At 48.1% G+C, this 18,559-nt stretch carries 17 protein-coding genes; 7 read left to right on the top strand and 10 right to left on the bottom strand.

Going from position 1 to position 18,559, the window contains the following annotated elements; translation table 11 throughout:
• Window positions 1-103: 103 nt before the first annotated feature.
• From AC3WTP_RS19965 to pdxR, 5 genes are all read right to left on the bottom strand, one after another.
• A complete protein-coding gene (locus AC3WTP_RS19965; protein ID WP_492396391.1) occupies window positions 104-1,609 on the bottom strand; it encodes an N-acetylmuramoyl-L-alanine amidase family protein in 1,506 nt (501 codons plus the stop codon).
• Window positions 1,610-1,960: 351 nt separating this feature from the next.
• On the bottom strand, window positions 1,961-2,389 hold the full coding sequence (locus tag AC3WTP_RS19960) for a PH domain-containing protein (RefSeq protein WP_492396390.1): 429 nt from the start codon (window positions 2,387-2,389) through the stop codon (window positions 1,961-1,963).
• A 201-nt stretch (window positions 2,390-2,590) separates the two neighbouring features.
• Window positions 2,591-3,778, bottom strand: a complete 1,188-nt coding sequence (locus AC3WTP_RS19955; protein WP_492396389.1) for an aminotransferase class I/II-fold pyridoxal phosphate-dependent enzyme — start codon at window positions 3,776-3,778, stop codon at window positions 2,591-2,593.
• Window positions 3,771-4,703, bottom strand: a complete 933-nt coding sequence (locus AC3WTP_RS19950; protein WP_492396425.1) for a D-alanine--D-alanine ligase — start codon at window positions 4,701-4,703, stop codon at window positions 3,771-3,773. The genes AC3WTP_RS19955 and AC3WTP_RS19950 overlap by 8 nt, the downstream gene beginning before the upstream one ends.
• Window positions 4,704-4,753: 50 nt before the next feature.
• A complete protein-coding gene (pdxR, locus tag AC3WTP_RS19945) occupies window positions 4,754-6,202 on the bottom strand; it encodes a MocR-like pyridoxine biosynthesis transcription factor PdxR (protein WP_492396388.1) in 1,449 nt (482 codons plus the stop codon).
• A gap of 320 nt (window positions 6,203-6,522) precedes the next feature.
• On the opposite strand from pdxR, the gene AC3WTP_RS19940 reads away from it, so the two are divergent.
• Entirely contained in the window at window positions 6,523-6,903 is a 381-nt protein-coding gene (locus tag AC3WTP_RS19940) for a YbaN family protein (protein WP_492396387.1), read from the top strand.
• 78 nt (window positions 6,904-6,981) lie between these two features.
• On the opposite strand, the gene AC3WTP_RS19935 is transcribed toward AC3WTP_RS19940, so the two are convergent.
• The 5 genes from AC3WTP_RS19935 to AC3WTP_RS19915 form a co-directional block, all read right to left on the bottom strand.
• Window positions 6,982-7,686 (bottom strand): ATP-binding cassette domain-containing protein, encoded by a 705-nt coding sequence (locus tag AC3WTP_RS19935; protein ID WP_492396386.1) that lies wholly within the window; start codon window positions 7,684-7,686, stop codon window positions 6,982-6,984.
• 30 nt (window positions 7,687-7,716) lie between these two features.
• Window positions 7,717-8,964: a hypothetical protein gene (locus tag AC3WTP_RS19930; protein ID WP_492396385.1), complete on the bottom strand. Its 1,248-nt coding sequence runs from the start codon at window positions 8,962-8,964 to the stop codon at window positions 7,717-7,719.
• An 18-nt stretch (window positions 8,965-8,982) separates the two neighbouring features.
• Window positions 8,983-9,756 carry a hypothetical protein gene (locus tag AC3WTP_RS19925; protein WP_492396384.1) on the bottom strand — a complete coding sequence of 258 codons (774 nt, stop codon included), beginning with the start codon at window positions 9,754-9,756 and terminating at the stop codon, window positions 8,983-8,985.
• Between the two features lie 49 nt (window positions 9,757-9,805).
• Window positions 9,806-10,183: a GntR family transcriptional regulator gene (locus AC3WTP_RS19920; protein ID WP_492396383.1), complete on the bottom strand. Its 378-nt coding sequence runs from the start codon at window positions 10,181-10,183 to the stop codon at window positions 9,806-9,808.
• A 178-nt stretch (window positions 10,184-10,361) separates the two neighbouring features.
• On the bottom strand, window positions 10,362-12,767 hold the full coding sequence (locus tag AC3WTP_RS19915) for a penicillin acylase family protein (RefSeq protein WP_492396382.1): 2,406 nt from the start codon (window positions 12,765-12,767) through the stop codon (window positions 10,362-10,364).
• Window positions 12,768-13,055: 288 nt separating this feature from the next.
• Here AC3WTP_RS19915 and AC3WTP_RS19910 point away from each other — a divergent pair, with 288 nt between their 5' ends.
• From AC3WTP_RS19910 to AC3WTP_RS19885, 6 genes are all read left to right on the top strand, one after another.
• A complete protein-coding gene (locus tag AC3WTP_RS19910; protein ID WP_492396381.1) occupies window positions 13,056-14,051 on the top strand; it encodes an ABC transporter substrate-binding protein in 996 nt (331 codons plus the stop codon).
• A gap of 16 nt (window positions 14,052-14,067) precedes the next feature.
• Window positions 14,068-15,060 carry a FecCD family ABC transporter permease gene (locus tag AC3WTP_RS19905; RefSeq protein WP_492396380.1) on the top strand — a complete coding sequence of 331 codons (993 nt, stop codon included), beginning with the start codon at window positions 14,068-14,070 and terminating at the stop codon, window positions 15,058-15,060.
• A 1-nt stretch (window position 15,061) separates the two neighbouring features.
• A complete protein-coding gene (locus tag AC3WTP_RS19900; protein WP_492396379.1) occupies window positions 15,062-15,865 on the top strand; it encodes an ABC transporter ATP-binding protein in 804 nt (267 codons plus the stop codon).
• Complete coding sequence (locus tag AC3WTP_RS19895; RefSeq protein ID WP_492396378.1) at window positions 15,849-16,391, top strand: HugZ family pyridoxamine 5'-phosphate oxidase; 543 nt, start codon at window positions 15,849-15,851, stop codon at window positions 16,389-16,391. The genes AC3WTP_RS19900 and AC3WTP_RS19895 overlap by 17 nt, the downstream gene beginning before the upstream one ends.
• Complete coding sequence (locus AC3WTP_RS19890) at window positions 16,381-16,851, top strand: DinB family protein (protein WP_492396377.1); 471 nt, start codon at window positions 16,381-16,383, stop codon at window positions 16,849-16,851. The genes AC3WTP_RS19895 and AC3WTP_RS19890 overlap by 11 nt, the downstream gene beginning before the upstream one ends.
• A 181-nt stretch (window positions 16,852-17,032) precedes the next feature.
• Entirely contained in the window at window positions 17,033-17,680 is a 648-nt protein-coding gene (locus tag AC3WTP_RS19885) for a transcriptional regulator (RefSeq protein WP_492396376.1), read from the top strand.
• The last annotated feature ends 879 nt before the right edge of the window (window positions 17,681-18,559 follow it).

Here is an 18,559-nt window from a genome sequence, read left to right as displayed (position 1 = left end):
CGACGAACTTCTTATTCCTGCTGAAGCATCATCCCCACTATTTCCCAGAAAATAAAAAAAGCATCCACTCAGCTAAATTAGCCAAATGAATGCGTTCTCTTCATTAAGACAAGCCTAAGTATTCCTTCAAGCCAGCAATAATCTGCTCAGCAACTCTCCATTGGAAAGCTTCATCGAACATGATCATTTCTTCCTTCTCGTTCGTTAAGAATCCAACTTCCAACAAGATTGCCGGCATTACCGTCTCCCGAGTAACCTTATGGTCTGCCTGCTTCACTTTTCGATCGACAAACTGGGTACCCACTAATAAATGCTTATGCATAACCTCTGCTAGCGCCTTGCTGTCTGCCCGATTAAAATAGGTCTCAGTCCCATTTACATTCGGATTCTTTTCTACACTGTTCGCATGAATAGAGACAAATAAATCTGCCTCTATCTTGTTTGCGAACGCCGCTCGTTCAGACAATTCTGGATACACATCTGTGTCTCGTGTCAACACCACGTTTAGCTTAGGCTCATTCTTAGCAAGCTCAGCAACCTTGGAAGCGATCGCCAGGTTCAGATCCTTCTCATAGCGTTTGCGCACGCTTACTGCCCCAGAATCTCCACCGCCGTGCCCAGGATCGATAACGACAGTATACTTGCCTTTCGGCTTCACATATTCAGGCGGTACACCTTCTGACTTAGGAGCAAACATGATCGATAATAGATCATCAGAAGTAGATATATTCTCATAACTCAAGGCATAATTACCGTCTACAACGAATCGGACCGTATTAGGAGACTGTGCGAACATCGCATAGCGAATACGCTGAACATCAGGATAGTCGGCAATTTCTAGACTGCCCTGACTGTTCTGATCGAATTTATACTTATCCATAAACTCTTTAGAAAACACCGTATTCGGAAGATCGATCACGACACGATCTGGATTAGTCATGACCTGAATATTGGCAGCGGCGGGCTTGTCCATGGCTATATGAAGCGTATTATCGAAAAATGCAAAATCCACGACATTACCATCGACCTTATTATCAGGCTTTGATACTTCACCGGATCCTTCATTCGTATTGTTCCCGCTGCCCGTTGAAGGTGGAGTCGTTGGCTTAGTTCCTTGTCCAGAATCGCTGCCGCCTGCGCTTTCACCAGGGGGTGGAGTCACAACCGTTTCGTCATCAGGTGTAAACAAGTATACGGCCTTCGTATCCTTATCCCACTCTACTACAAGCCCCATCGATTCGCCTACGAATCGCAATGGCACGAGCGTCGTATTGTTAATCACGGTAGGCGGGGTGCTCATCTTAACCTGTTTCCCGTTGAGCTGCGCTTCAGACTTGTCTACTACAAGTTTAATATTCGTGCTGCCGTTATGTATGTTCACCGTTCGCGTCTTCTGCTCCCAATCCACTTTATAGCCCAACTCTTCTGAAACGACACGAATCGGTATCATGGATGAAGAGTTAATCGTCCTCATCGGCTCTGGGAGTGTGATGGAATTGCCGTTCATATAGAGATTCTGCCCAGCAGCAGCATGACCGGCTTGAGGCCACGCGATTAAAAATAACATGACACATAACAACCACACACTCGTCTTAACAATTCGCTGCATCTATCATTCCACTTCCTCTCTCGGTATTACATACCTATGAATAGTTAATGAAATCTTCAAATCTATAATAGATGCACAACCTGCCATGTGCATTCATTTACCATGTTTACCATGTAAAAAAATATCTATTATTAGGATAATATCAGTAAATGAACAATATTTAAATAGAATATAACGAGATATTCGTCGAAAAGTGATCCTTTTACATTATACTTAGCAATATATCGCTTGTTGCGCTCATTTATGGCGAATTCGCAAGAATATTCGCAATCTATCTTTTGCCGTACAAAAAAAGATGACCACCCAAAACTGCGGATGGTCATCCTCTATTAAGTACAGATACGAACTCGTCTACGAGTTCAACCGCTTATGATTCTGATGCGCGATCGTGACTAATGCGACATAGAACGGCTGCAGGTTGAATTTTTTGCCGAATTCAAACATATAGGAAGCTAACTGAACATTGTTGGACTTATGATAAGGAGATGTAATGTAGTGAATCGTTAATTCGCTGTCATCAAATCCCGTACCGGCTGTTTCCATCGTCACATCAACGATCGAATCCAAGTGAATGGACGCCACTCGAGTCTTCTTGCCTGTTACGCCCTGGTGGTCAATAAAGATCAGCCGCTCATCTGTAAGAATAAACGTATCTCGAACAAGTTTAAAGCCCATTTGAACTTTCTCTTGCTGCATCAGCAAGTATCCATATTGCTTAGTCAGTTCCTCTACGGATACATCAGAATAATTGCCTATTATACCTCCAAACAAGTTAGCCATCGGCAACCCCTCCTGGTTATGATATAGAGTTGGTTCTTGCTTCATTCCACTACTTAAGTTGCCCTTTCATTATACTCGCGGTCTTTTGCAGTCGCAATCCACCATTCATAATTGAAGGAGAATATTTCCTGGGAGTAGAAATAGTTTATACGGTAGAGCACTCATTAAGGAGGAATCTTATTATTCTCGTCCTCGTTCTCGTTAAACAATCATTCTTAGTTTTTCCGATTCGAAAGATTTCATAAATCGCTCCATCCGCACCAGCGCCTCTTCAAGCTTCGACATCGAAGTAGCGAACGAGCAGCGGATATGCCCTTCACCGCTCGAGCCGAATACATCCCCCGGAACAACAGCGACTCCCGCCTGCTTCAGAAGCAGCAGTGCAAATTGTTCGGATCGAAGCCCTGTATGAGCAATCGAAGGAAACGCATAGAAGGTGCCCTCCGGCTCACGGCATGTGAATCCGATATCACTTAGTCCGCGCACAAACATTCGTCTGCGCATATCATAGGATTCCTTCATCATGTCCTTTGCTTCCATCCCATGCCGCAGCGATTCAAGCGCCGCGATCTGACCAAGAATCGGCGCGCACATCGCGGTATACTGATGAATCTTCAGCATATTCGCGATAATCTCTCGATTCCCGCAGGCATAGCCAACTCTCCACCCCGTCATCGCGAAGGCTTTCGAGAAGCCACTGATCAGAACCGTCCGCTCTGCCATGCCAGGCAGTGCCGCGAGGCTAACATGCTTCGGACCATAAGTCAGCTCAGAATATATTTCATCCGAGATCACGACAAGATTATTCGCTTTGATCACTTCAATAACCGGCAGCCAATCCTCATACGTCATAATGGCGCCCGTAGGATTGCTAGGGAAATTCACCATCAGCACTTTGGACCTTGGTGTTATCGCTGCTTGCAGTGCCGATGCCGTCAGCTTAAAGCTGTCTGCCGCCCTCGTCTCCACCTCGACTACTTTCCCGCCATGCAGATGCGAGATCGGAGAATAAGCAATATAACTCGGCGATGGAATGAGAACCTCATCCCCCGGGGCAATCAACGTACGCAGCGCGAGATCAACCGCCTCGCTGCTCCCAACCGTCACCATCATCTCGCTCACCGGATCATAGCTCAATTGAAAGCTATCCTTCAGATAGCCTGCAATCTCCTCGCGCAGCTCCATCATCCCTGCATTCGACGTATACATCGTCTTGCCATTATGGAGAGCTCGAATGCAAGCTTCACGAATATGCTCAGGTGTCGCAAAGTCCGGTTCACCCACGCCAAGTGAGATAACATCCTTATTTCCATCACAGAGATCGAAGAAAGCTCGAATGCCAGAAGGCGGAATATCTCGCACAAGCGGAGAGATCCATTCATTAGACATCACGCGTCACTCCCTGCTCATTTGTTCTCGCTTCAAGCGAATACGATATAATGAGGTCAAGCAGCTCACTAAAGGAGATCCCCGCCGCTTGCGCACTCTTAGGCAGCAGGCTGTTCTTCGTCATGCCTGGCAGCGTATTGACTTCCAGCACGTAAGGGATTCCGTCCTGAATAATCATATCCACTCGCGCATATACACTGCATCTCAGCAGTCGATAACAAGTTAATGCTGCCGCTCGCACTCGCTCATCAATCTCTGACGGCAGCTCTATGACCTGCTCCTCCGCTCCGTCAGCATTGTATTTCGCTTCATAATCGAACCATTCTGAATGAGCCGCACGAATCCCGATATGAGGCAGCAGCTTCCCGTCCAAGATCGAGCAAGTGATCTCTTGACCTTTCACGCAGCTCTCCACCATCACAGAGCGATCCCAGCGAAATGCTTCTGCTACAGCCGCTCTCAAGCCAGCGGGCTCCGTAATAAGCTGCGTACCGATGCTCGATCCGCCAGCGTTCGGCTTTACAATCACGGGATATCCCAATCGTTCAACGGCTTCCATTGAGAACTCCTCCATACTGTTCCAGCACAACCAGTCAGGAGTATGAATCCCTTCGAAGCGCATCAGCTTCTTCGACATATCCTTGTTCATGCACACACTGCTTGACAGCACTCCGCTTCCCGTATAGGGGATACCCATCGTTTCCAAAGCACCTTGTACCGTACCGTCCTCACCATATGCACCGTGCAATGCAAGCAGCGCAATATCAAGTTCCTTCGCTTTCTCGATCAGATCTTCCCGCTTCACAATGACAACGGATGTAACATCATATTTATGCGGATCCAGGTGATTTATCATTTCCTGACCCGTCATTAACGATATATCAAGCTCAGATGAGACGCCCCCCATGATGACGCCGACCTTCAATCTTGAGTTCTCACTTGCGTCCATCCCTGTCTTCATGCTGCCGCACTCCTCTATCTCCTAAGTTGTGTTGCTATTTCGCCAATCAGTTGAATACCTGCGCGAATATCTTCATCGCTCACTCTGGAGAAGCCGAGCCTCATCGTATTCTGCCCTTTCCCGTTCGTGTAGAAGATATCCCCCGGTGTGAAGATAACGCCTCGTCGAGAGCATTCCTCCAGCAGATCCCTTATATGGAATCCTTCTTCAAATTCAACAAACAGATGCAATCCCCCATCACCGGACAAGCGAGTAAATGGAACAAACTGTTCCACACAGCTCTTCGTCCATTCATACTTGCGCTTATACTCGGTTCTCGCCTTTTTCAAATACTTCTCAAAGTTACCGTTCAACAAATATTGATATAGAATCGATTGATCTAATGTTGAGGTGTGAATGCAGCGGGCCCGTTTGACGCTTTCCAAATAATAAATGAGTTCTTTGTCAGCCAGCACCCAGCCTACTCGCAGTCCTGGGAACAGCACTTTGGAGAAGCTGCCAAGATAGATCACGTTGTTTCCTTGACCTGCAGCCGCCATCAGCGGCGATACATGAGAGCCCGAGTAACGAAGCTCCTCATTGAACCCGTCCTCGATGACCGGAATCTCATAGTGAGACAAGAGCTCCATCAGCTTCAGCCGTTTCTCGGGAGACATCACGATGCCGGTGGGATTGTGATAGGAAGGGACCAGATAGGCGCAATCATAAGCTCGCTCTGACAATGCTTGCTCCATTTCCCGCAGGTTAATTCCATCCTCCTCCATGCTGATGCCCGTAATATCATAGCCATGGAGCTTCAGATTCTTAATTGCCGTCTGATGGGTCGGATTCTCGCATATGACAGCTCCGCTGTTCTTGCCCAAGGCGGATAAGACGATATCGAAGCCTTCGGTGAAGCCGTTCGTGATCAAGATATCCTTGCCCTTTACATCGACACCCTTGTGTTCCATATATCGCAGCAAATATTCCATTAAAGGTCTATATCCTTGGGCATAACCGTAATTCAGTAAGATGTCGCCTTCAACCGACATGCGATCCAGAAACGCTCGCTTTACATTTTCAAGATCAAACAGCTTCTCATCGGGCGCGATGCTCGTAAAAGATATGGTCCCTTTCTTAGCGCGTATGCCGTGCTTCATCAGATCAAGCTCTTCGGCCATTCGGGCATGCCCGTTAACACGCGACTTCCAGTCCATATGACAAATGGGTGCTGACACACTCGCAGGAGAAGCGCCAACGAAGCTTCCTTTCCCCTGAACGACATAGGCATATCCGTCCTCTTCCAAGCCTGCATAGGCGGAAATGACCGTATTGCGGCTGACACTCAGCAATGTACTGAGCTCTCGAGTGGATGGAAGCTTCTGATCGGCCTGCAAAGCGCCCTTCATAATTAAGCTTTTAAAGTAATCCTTCAATTGAATGTACACTGGACGGTCATCTATAGGTTTAAAATCGTTGAACATGCGTCATCGCTCCCACAACTATTCTGGCATAGAACATAATGTTAAAAAAGAACCACAACCTTTGATTTTTCATCTGGTCGTGGTTCTTCGTTTATAAGCCTAACAAGCTTCCTATTAAAGAGACTATGATGAAGTAAGCTTCTCTATGTATTCTAGGACTCATATGGATCAGTATACTATATTGTGCAACTATCAACTATTATCTATTATCTATCACTCATCAATCATGAATAAACACCTTGGGAATCATTTCACATTGACGATGAAAATGGTTATCAATAGAATTGTTCATAGTATCATGATCTACTGGAGGTTATGTGTTGAAGAGGATCGTATTGCTCGCGTTAGGGTGGCTATGCTTCATTGTTGGCATGATTGGGATTGTCATACCGCTTCTGCCCACTACTCCGTTAGTTCTGCTGGCCGCTTTCTTGTTTGCTAGAAGCTCCACCAGATGGGAAGCATGGATCAAAGAGCGCAAGGTATATCAGAAGTATGTAGTGCCCTATCAACGTAATCAAGGCTTCACAATGAGACAGAAGGTTGAATTACTGAGCACCACCTCTCTATTGCTGCTCTTAAGCGGACTATTAATCGATCACCTGCATGTACGACTGCTGCTCGCTGTGATCGCGGTTAGCAAATATATTGTGTTCTTGCGGTTCATACCGACCATTCGACCGGAAAAGGTTATGGAATGATACTCACTTTAAAATGTAATAGCAGACAACATAAAAGCGCATCGCTCCAATCGATGCGCTCTCCCGCTTGTTCCACTGTCACTCGATCCGCTTCTTCTTATTACCCAATGTTTCTGACATCACTTCTTCTATCGTCTGACCTTCTAGTCTCATATCATCAATCATATAATCGCCAGCGATTCTACCATCCCGCAGGAAGATAGCTCGTTCAATCACATGTTCAATCTCGTTGACGATATGTGTGCTGATCAGCAGCGTTTCATCACCGTTCAGGCTGGAGATCATCAATTTCAAAAAATCACGTCTCGTCAGCATATCGACACCCAAGAAAGGCTCATCCATCAGGATATACTTGGCCTGCTTCGCTATACCGGCGCACATTTCCAGCTTGGACTTCTGTCCTTTCGAAAATGTCTTGATTCGTCTGTGCTGCTCAAGCTCAAAATAATCCAACAAGCTATTATACCGTTCCAGATTAAATCTTGGGAAGAAATCAGCCAGGAAGTCTGCATACTGAGCAGGCGTCAGATCCGGCAGAAAACTGCCCTCTTCCGTAATAAAAGCGATATGTTCATACTGCGTTTCAACAGGACCGCCATCAATCAGAATCCGTCCAGAATGGAGCTCGCCTATTCCCATAACGGCCTTCAACAGAGTCGTCTTACCGCTTCCATTGGCCCCTAATATGCCTACAATTTCGCCGCTGTTAATCTTCAAGCTATTAATATACAACGCGATTCCTTTGCTAGGATATCGCTTTTCTACATACTGAAACTCTATCATTATATCCCTCCTCGTCCAACAAGCAGGTGATTACTCGATCTTAATATTGAAGAAGTTCCTATATTCGGTCACGTCATAAACGAAACTTCCTGCTGATTGACTATCTCGAATCAAGTCATCATTCAGGTCCGTTATCAGCTCTCCTTGATAGAGAAGCTCATCTGACTTAAATACGTACAGCATGAAACGCTGCGGCCAAATAATCGAATGGGGAATTCGATCTTCTTTGTCGCCTAAGGTCATCACCACGTACGTTTTGCCATTGCGATGGCTAATATGGGAGATACCTCGGTTGTTATCCACTTTACCATCAGTAAAGTGCGCACGATTATAGTCTACCAGCTCAACTCCATTGGAGAAGTCAACACTAAGAATCGTTTTATAAATGTCACCGTTTGTCGGAGAATTAGGATACCTGTCAAAGCTCAGATTCAGGATATGATTCTGATGATCACTGTACGCGACGTAACGTTCACTAAGCGATTCAAGCCTCATCTCTGCCTCGCGATTGATAAATTGCGGCACAACAGCCTCGCCGATCAACTCCCCGCTCTTGCTGTCGTAACCTCTCACGATCAAGCTGGTTCCTTCCGTCATAATGAGCGCAAGCTTGTCGCCCACCGACTCTAAGCCGAGCACCTGAATAGCGGTAGCTGGGTCACCACTCTTATTCTGATTCAGATCAATAGCTGCGAGTTCTCGTGACTCCGGCCATTTTTCAAGAGGAATCGAACTTCTATCACCATATGAAAATGCTAATTCATATATACCGTTAGTCCCTGTATAGTCTGCGGTTGTAGGCACCGTAAAATATACTGTATCGCCAATCTTGGCTAAGCCGTATTCAAGCGCATTGGCAAACGTTATGGTATTGTAGATCAGTCTTGGACTGACGTTCGCTTTAGCATATTGATCATTAACGTCTCGAGAAAGGATGTCATAGCCTAAGGAGTTCCGCACCTCGTACAGATTACCATCCATCAGCTTGGGTCCGCCTGTACTGTATCTGTACTCCCATAAAACACGAGTTGGTTGATCATAGATCTTAGTTTCCGTACTGACTTGACCATTGATTAGTTTGAACACCGTACTGTGATATCCATCGCTTAGATCCCCTGTGATCGTCACATCCGCAATGGCAGACGGGTCTCCACTCAGATCCCGGACATAGAACGTGCTGTTATCTTCGATCGTAGAAAGCGTGTAATACACGAATCCAAATATCAATATTAAGAGCAATAAGAATGGAACAGCTAGGTGCTTCTTCACCTTATTCATTCTGCCTCTCCTCCTTCCCTATGCAATCGAGCTTCTTCTGATCAACCGCATGCTATGCCATATAAAATACCCGCTCAAACCGAGCAGAATCGCGCTGTTTAGATACAAATTCTTATGTGAATAGAGTTCAGATGGCGGGCTTAGACGGTATGTTATTACATTGATTAGTAAAATGGCCGCTGCAAACAGCACGACATACCCCCAGTACCGCTTGCTGCGCTCACAGATGGCGCCATAATACAGTCCTGTCACGAACGTGACGATAATGGCGAATGTGGATATAGCTCCTTCTAGGCTAAAAGGCAGTATCAATCGAGCATACTCCGATCGGACGAAGCTGAGAAACAATCCGTTGCTCATCACGTGCTCTCCACTGCTATAATTGAAAACTATCGAGTGAAACATTTGATAGCCAATAAGCATACTTATCAGTTGAGCGGCGAGCAAGAGAAGTAGACATAGAATCCCTGCGGATAGCTTGCTGATATACAGCATTTCCCGTCTGACCGGCAATGTCAGATACGTATAGATGCTCTTGCTTCCCCAGTAGCTGGCATATATCGTCTTGAGAAAAAAAGCACCAAATGCCGCTATGAAGATGAACTGTGCCGCCATGCTGCCTGAAGAAACATAGATGTCCTCGAAGCGCTCGATCATATGAGTCGTGTTCGGTTCATACAAAGCTGAGCGAAGCAGAAACAGCGGGGTAATGACGGTAACTAAGGACAGAAGCAGCACTGCTCTTAACATCACGCTTATTTCAACATTCAACAATCGATAGTATCCCTTCATGATCAGCACCTCCTGTATTACTCGACTAATACACTATAGGCATAGCAAGTCAGTTCCAATGCTCGCTAATTAGATCAACGACCTTCTTGAAGGACAGGTTAATCTCCTTGGCAGATTGAATAAATTCAGTTACCATCTCTTTCGTTAACTCCGCTTCCAATTGATCGAACATCACTTCGTCTACATATATCACGCTTCCCAGCGTACTGCTCGTGCGAACGAATCCCTCATCCTCCATCAGCTTGAATGCTTTCTGAACGGTGTTTGGATTAATGCTTAGCTGCGCGGCAACTTCACGTCTGGAAGGCAGCTTATCGCCCGACTCGGCCTTTCTCAGCAGAATCTGCCGCTTCACATGCATCACGATCTGCAGGTATACAGGGTCTTTATTATTCAGCTTCAGCTCATAGAAGTTCAACACATCCATCTCACCCGCCTTGTGACTTAACTGTATTATGTTCATAATACAACAATATTGTCAATAGATGGAATTTTAGTTAGATGATTCAGATAGAGTAGGCTTAAGCCAAATAAGGGAAGCAGCATATTGGCCAATGATGCAAACCAATACGTGCTTCCCTTCACGGGTACTACGATATGGACCTCTACGGTATAAGGGTCAATTGGAATTTTGTCGCTTGATAAACCGAAGGTTTAATACTTGTTACATGGTATTGCCCCGTCGTCCAATCTTGGACCTGATTCTTGTACCACCGGCTCAGTACATGCCCGGATTGACCTGGTCCTAACACGTTGAACGACTTCGTCGGATCCGCCATGTCGATCACCGTTCTCCATGGAGCGCCGTGATCGACTTCTCCGGTCGTCTTGTTCCAGCCCGCTGCGCCGACTGTAACTCGGCCGCCGCCCATTGGAGCCGGCTTCGGGTTAAATACGAGATCAAGTGGCTTCACCGATCCTAACGGATGCGGGAACTCGACTTGGTGGAATTCACCCCACTGCCACTTTGAAGGCTCCTTTCCTTGCAAGGATACAGCATGATCAACCGCAAACTGCAGTGCTTGAACCACTATATTCTCCATGCCGCCTTTGCCATCGATCCAAGGCTCCTTCTCGCCGGCTAAGCCTTTGCGCAGCATCGCGTCCTTAACGATCGCTTTGTCGCTGAACAGCTTCATCATCTCATCCGATATCTCCGGCTTGAACAGTACATCGTCAAAGTGCTGGATCCACAGTTCATAAGCAAGCGGTGCGGCTTGATCGGGATCATTGACTTTATTCCAGCTCTGTAGAAGGGCAAGAGCCTCCTTATCAATGGATCGAAGCGCCGAGTTGCCTTCAACTTTAGCAATTAGACCATCCAATAATTCTTCGGCTTGCAGATTATGGCGATCTAACTGCAGCTGAAGCAGATCATCCTGTGTTAGCACTGGCTTGCTCGCCAGCACCTGCTGAATTCGCGCCTCCCGATACGGCTGCGACCAGCTATCCGTGATATGGTAGGGATAACTGTCCCCAACTACCTTATTATTTGCTGTAGCGATATACCCTTCTTCCGGATTCACAGAGGTCGGAAGCTCTTCCCACGGTATGTATCCCGTCCACTCGTATTCGTCTGTCCAGCCAGGCACCGGTACTAAGCCGTTCCCCTGTTTGCGAATCGGAATCTTGCCATTTGCTCGATAAGCGATCGTGCCATCGTTCGAGGCGAATACAAAGTTTTGTGCCGGCGCATGGAAATACTCCAGGCTCTGCTTGAATTCGTCCCAATTCTTCGCCTTTGCAAAGCGCTGAACCGCCTCCAATTCAGTCGTCGGCTCAAGCGCAGTCCAGCGCATCGAGATGGCGGTATCCTGCTTGTCATCCTTGGCAAATTCCGAAATAATCGGTCCATGCCTCGTCTCGACGACTTCATAGTCAACCGAAGGCTCGCCTTTGATCTTAATGACTTCCTTGAATACTTTAGCCGGTTCCCATTTTCCCATATATTCGAACTCGTAAGGATTGCTCGGATTCCGCTTCTCAATATAGAGATCCTGTACATCCGGTCCCAGATTCGTAACTCCCCAAGCGATATGCTGATTGTGACCCAGTATAATACCAGGAACTCCTGAAAATATAACTCCGCTGACCTCAAGCTCGGGTGCTTGAAGATGAGTCTCATACCAGATGGAGGGTGTATCCAGCCCCAGATGAGGGTCATTGGCCAGCATCGGCTTGCCTGAAGCAGACTTCGATCCCGCTACAACCCAATTGTTGCTGCCATTGTACGGATCAGGGACTACTGCCGCAGAAGCGAATTCTGTCAGATCCATGGGATGATCCTTGATCGCTTGTATGATCAAAGCCCCGTCCTCTGGATAAGTAGGAAATAAGGACTGCGCCTTCTCCGGCGCTAATTCCTGAACCATGTGATAACGGAATGCCTGCCCTTCCCAGCTGTCTGACAGGTCATAAGCCATGAACTTCCCGATCGTTAGCGAATCAATGGCCGTCCATTCCGTCGGTTCATAGCCCAGAATCGTGAATTCGATCGGAAGTGCTCCCGTTTTCTTCGCTTGGTTCATGTAGCTGTTCACGCCTTGCGCATACCATTCCAGCACCTGCTGGGATTGTTGCGAATACGCATTCCACGAGGCTTCCGCGGCGCGTCGAAGTCCGAATGTGAGAAAGAACTTATCGCGATCTATCGCTTTCGCGCCGACTACCTCGCTTAGTTGACCAGATGCTTGCCGTCTGCTCAAATCCATCTGGAACATTCGATCCTGGGCTGTAACATACCCTTGCGCCATATATAGATCATGTTCACTCTGTGCCTCAATGTGGGGAACTCCCGATTCATCCCGCCATACATTAACGGGCTTCTCCAGCCCTATCAGCTTTAACTCACCCTTAACAACCGGCAAGCTCTTATTGACCAGCCAATATACGTAGCCTCCTGCACAGGCAACCAGAATAACGATTATCAATGCGATGATTCCCACGACCCGCGGCCAACGCTTTCTTCGCGGCTTCACGTTAGGAACGGTCACTGCTGTTAACAGTCTCATGCAGAACTCCCCCCAATCATTATAAAACTACAGATTTCTCATACATTATATGGGGTAAAGCGTTTTCACACAAGATGACAGAATTGGAATTTACATAGGTGTTTTTACAATATATAGCGAGTGATGTCGAATGATCGATTAGCTCGATAAGCTGCAAGTTCATGCCTGAGGTAAATCGTAAATTTTCATTAAATTTAAATTAGTTGTTGAAAATGATTATCAGTATCATTATAATAGGGTTTGTTATTAGTGATAATCATTATCAATTAGTCGAAGGAGCGTCTACCCGTGTATAAATCCAGTTGGAAATTCATGCTCATTATCGCACTGCTTGCGATTATGGTTGGTTGTAATAAGCCATCATCATCCGATACAACCGCGCCGCAGTCTTCTGCGGAAACAACAGTTAACACAGCTGCACCATCGTCACCCAACGTTGAATCCTCCATCGCTGTCGATGAGGCAAAGCTTCAGGAAGTTCTGGCGCAGTTCAACGATAAGACACCAGCTAAAGTGGTGACCTTATCCGTCTCGATCTCCGAGCTATTAGGCGAGTTGGACATTATTCCTGTCGGTGTTCCGACGACATCAAGTCAGCTGCCGGCCGCATTTGATCAAGTCCAACGAGTCGGTTCATCTCATAAGCCCGATCTGGAGCAGATCGCTACGCTGCAGCCTGACATCATACTCGTTCCCGCTTCGCTTAAAGACAGCATGGGCAAAATGTTCGCCGCTACCTCCTTGCCCCTGGCTTACTTGCCAGTCGACTCGCTGGAAGAACTGAAGCTGACAACGGTCGCATTAGGGAAGGTGTTCCAACAGGAGAGCAAGGCAGAAGCATTCCTGCAGACATTCACCCAAGCTGAACAAACAGTGTTGGAAGATACAAAGGGCAAGACCCCTCCATCCGTCATGCTGCTCTTCGGCTCTGCTGAATCGTTAATGTTTATGAATGAAGATACATATGCAGGCAGTTTAGTGAAGAGTCTTGGCGCATCCAACGTCGTCTCTGACGTACTCAAGCTGAAAGAAACCTATGTTCCTATCAATATGGAAAATGTCGCAGCCGCTAATCCCGATGTCATTCTGTTGGTTGTTCACGGTGACCCTGAAGCAGCTATCAAAGCCTTCGAGGAAGATACGAAGAAGAACGGCGCTTGGGAGAAGCTGAATGCTGTCCAGAACGACAAGCTGATCGCGCTTGATTACGATCTCTTCGGTATCGCATCGCTTGTCAAAGCGCCGGATGCTTACAAGGAACTAGAGAAAATATTGTATAACTGATTCGGAGGAATACAGGGTGACTGAGAAACAGAATAGAAAGGCCGTCATTATCGGAATCAGTGCCCTATTGCTGCTCGTAGCAATTCTGCTATCTATCGGATTGGGCAGCGTCCAGTATTCGATGGCAGAAACCATCCGTACCTTGTTTGGAAATGGGGATGCTGCCTCTCATATGATCCTATGGGACATTCGAATTCCGAGAGTGATGCTGGCTCTGCTGGTCGGAGCGAACCTGGCCGCTTCCGGCGCACTGCTTCAAGCGGTCATGCTCAATCCGCTCGCGGATCCAGGGTTGACGGGTGTATCGAGCGGAGCAGCGGTAGCCGTATTGTTCATCCTGCTCGTTCGACCCGACTACATCGCGCTAGTTCCTGTGGCTGCGATTCTCGGGGGCATGGCTGCGGCTTGCCTCGTATATGTCTGGGCCTGGAACAAGCGCAAGGGCTTCACGCCGATTCGCATCATTCTGTCCGGCGTAGCGGTCAACGCCGTATTCGGCGGAGTGATCGGGATGCTGTCCTTGCTGTACAGCGAGCAGCTTCCCTCCGCCATGCAATGGCTGAATGGCAGCCTTGCCGGCAAAGGAATGGGCGCGGTAACCGTTCTCCTCCCCTACTCCATCGTCGGATGGATCGCTGCGCTTCTATGTATCCGCCAAGCGAATATATTGAGGTTGGGAGAACAAGTTGCCCATAATCTCGGGCAAAACTTGAACCGCATCCGCTTCATGCTGTCATTGGTCGCTGTTTATCTGGCTGCTATTTCCGTATCCGTCGTGGGTCTCGTAGGCTTTGTAGGTCTGATCGTACCTCAAATCGCCCGCATTCTGCTCGGCTCCGACTATAAGCTGACCTTGCCAATGAGCCTGCTGCTTGGCGCGTTGATTCTGCTTGTCGCGGATACCGTGGGACGAACGGTATTTGCGCCGATCGAAATACCCGCAGGTATCGTCATGGCGTTGCTTGGCGGTCCATACTTTCTATACTTAATGCGCAAGGGGGAAGCTTGAGATGCTTGAGGTGCAATCGTTGACGATTCGCTACGCCGATCGAACGATCGTAAGCGACTTTTCGCTTGAAGTGTGTGAAGGCGAAGTCGTGTCTATCATTGGGCCGAATGGCTCCGGCAAATCTACGATTCTCAAAGGCTTGTCTCGTCTCATTCCTTGCGAGAGCGGGCGGATCTGTATCGCAAACCAAGAGCTGTGTCGCCTAAGCACGAAGCAGGTGTCCCGCATCATGTGCATGCTCTGTCAATCGAACGCATGCCCGGCAGATATGACGGTCGAAGAGCTTGTTGGATACGGTCGGGTCCCGCACAAGAAATGGTACGAACGGTTTGACGCGAGCGACCACGAGGTGATGGAGTGGGCCCTGGAGCAAACCGGGATGCTCACGTACCGAGACCGATTGATTGTCTCCTTGTCAGGCGGAGAAGCGCAGCGTGCTTGGATTGCGATGGCGTTAGCTCAGCGCCCCAAGATACTACTGCTTGACGAACCAACTACATACCTCGATATCGCCCATCAGTTAGAGGTGCTCGAATTGGTTCGCAGACTGAATCACGAATTAAAGCTTACCGTTGTGATGGTGCTTCACGACCTGAACCACGCAGCCGCTTATAGCGACAAGATCTGCGTGATCAAGGAAGGCGTGATGCGAGAATTCGGCCATCCACGGCAGGTTCTTACCCCGGAGTTGATCCGGCAAGTATACGGTGTCGAATCCGAAGTGGAGTATGCTGCAGGCAACTCCGCTCCGCGAATTCATATTTTACAGAAAAGTAGAGGGATTGATTATGAAGCAATTGGATAACGACAAGATCAAACTGCAATATCTGACCTTTGTTAGCAGCCTGAAGACATTAATGCTGAGCACAGTTGACGAGGATGGCATGCCATTTATCTCGTACGCGCCTTTCGTGAAAATTAACGACAAGCTCTACATCTACATTAGCCAGATCGCTAACCATTACCGGCATATCGAACACAATCCAGCAGTTGATGTCATGCTGATCGAAGACGAATCGCAGTGCGGTAACTTGTTTGCTCGGCAGAGAGCACGTTTCGTGTGCACGGCTTTCAATGTGGGCAATGAAGGTCATGAGGATGTATTCGAACTGTTTGAGAACTCCTTCGGCAAGGCCATGATCAAAATGCTTCGCGGCTTGGACTTCTCACTGTTCGAGCTGACCGTTCGAGATGGACGCTATGTGGCGGGGTTCGGTCAAGCATTCGATATCGACTTATCCGGCGACCGCTTCGACCATGTTGCAAGAGACGGACATAAGCCTGCCAATCCATCTTCATTCGATAAAGGAGCGATGAAGAGTGACAGTTGATACCGTACTGCCAATCTGGAGAGCCCTGCAAGAACGATTTCACAAGACAGCAAGAAGCTTGCCTGAGACAGATCTGCCACTAAAGCTCGGCAACGCTTCAATTGGGTACATGCTGCGCCATAATGCGGAGGTGGAGTACATGTTCGCAGAGTGGTTCTTCAACCGCCCGATGCCAGCAGATCTCACGATCCTTACAGGTCGCGGGGCGGCCGGTGCCAAGTCAGACTTCGCTGACTTAGCAGAGCTGGTGGCGATCTTGGAGGCTTCGAACGAGCATTTGATCGCTGCGATGCGTGATTTGCCTGATGAGAAATGGAATGAGCCTGTCAATTCCCCGATGGGCCCGTCCACTCCGCTGGAAGCAGTCGGCAGACTCATGTACCATACGGGCATCCATGCAGGCCAGATCTCCCTCATCCAAAAATGCGCGGCTGAGAAGCGATTGGATGAGGTGCAGTAGCGATAAGTCTAGCTCTTTTGCACTCTTTTTTTCTATTGCTGAAATTAACAGCTCAGCTTATACTGACAGCATAGGTCGTGAAGCACACGCCGCTTTAATGCAACCACTCTGATCTAATATTCAGGGTGCGGTGTATTGGAGCGGCTTTTTGTGTTATTTAATGTAAAGGAGTTGGGTGTAGATGTCGCGATTCGAGCAAAAGTTGGAGGAGTGGATTCAAGCTAATCTTGCAGCGGAAGGAAACCATAGAAGACATGAACTGCTATCGAAAGGACTTGGACATGGGACTGTTGAGTTTCTGCGTATGGTCTGGTTTCCTGCGGTCGGTAACTTCGAGCACTTGTATCCTGAATGGGAGGTGCGGGATTTCAACAACGGGTACCGCTATCTTGATCTTGCATACATGCCTCAAGGTGCAAAGGGCGGGATTGAGATACAAGGTTACGGGCCGCACGCCAGAGATCTTGATGTTCGACGCTTCAAGGATCTTTGTCTTCGTCACAGCTTGTTATCTCTTGATGGCTGGACGTTTCTGCCGATCGCCTATCCATCCATTGTGGATGAACCTAAACAATGCCAGCAGCTAGTTCTCGCATTTATTGGAAAGTTCATGTCAACCGATGTATCCAGCTCATTGTCGTGCTTTGAAGCTGAGACACTTCGGTATGCCCGAAGAGTCCTACGCCCGATATTACCCATGGAGCTTGCTGCCCACCTCAACGTGTGCGATCGGCACGCCAGACGAATCCTGCACAAACTCGTTCATCTGCAAATGCTATCCCCAGCCAGCGGTAACGAGCGAGTGAGAACTTACAAGCTAGTGCAGTAAATACAGTCTAAGCACCAGCTTTGCGGACAGACGGTCCGCTTCGACTCGCGCCAACCTGTTGGCTGCCACCGTCTCTGCTTGCTCGCGGACTCAGGAGACCTTATTTGCGGGATATCGGTCAATCTGGCGGGGGACGCGGACTGACGTTCCGTTATTTGTGAACTTTCAGCTTATTTCTGCTGATTCATAAGCAAATAACGGATCTACGGTCCGCTTAGCCCTCGATTGACCCCTTTTTTCCGCAAATAGCGGCCGTACGGTCCGCTGCGACCTACGCCAGTCAGTCGACACCAGCCGTCGCAGCTGGCTTGCGGACTCAGTGGACCTTATTTGCCGCAAAATGGTCAATTTGGCGTGGAGCGCGGACTGACGTTCCGTTATTTCTTAACTTTCAGCTCATTTTTGCTGCTTCATAGGCAAATAACGGATCTACGGTCCGCTCAACCCTCGTTTGACCCCATTTTCCCGCAAATAACGGCCGTACGGTCCGCTTCGACTCGTGCGAGCCTGTTGGCGCTAACCGTCGATGCTCGCTCGCGGACACAGGAGACCTTATTTGCGCCATATTGGTCAATCTGGCGGGGGGTGCGGACTGACGTTCCGTTATTTCTTAACTTTCAGCTCATTTTTGCTGCTTCATAGGCAATTAACGGATCTACGGTCCGCTCAGCCCTCGATTGACCCCTTTTACCCGCAAATAACGGCCGTACCGTCCGCTTCCACTCGCGCCAGCCTGTTGTCGCCAACCGTCGATGCTTGCTCGCGGACTCAGGGGACCTTATTTGCGGGATTTTGGTCAATTTGGCGGGGGGTGCGGACTGACGTTCCGTTATTTCTTAACTTTCAGCTCATTTTTGCTGCTTCATAGGCAATTAACGG

This window comes from Paenibacillus sp. EB106-04-04-XG159, from assembly GCF_058791835.1.
The sequence above is the reverse complement of the archived record's forward strand: the minus strand, read 5'-3'. Positions and strand labels throughout refer to the sequence as shown.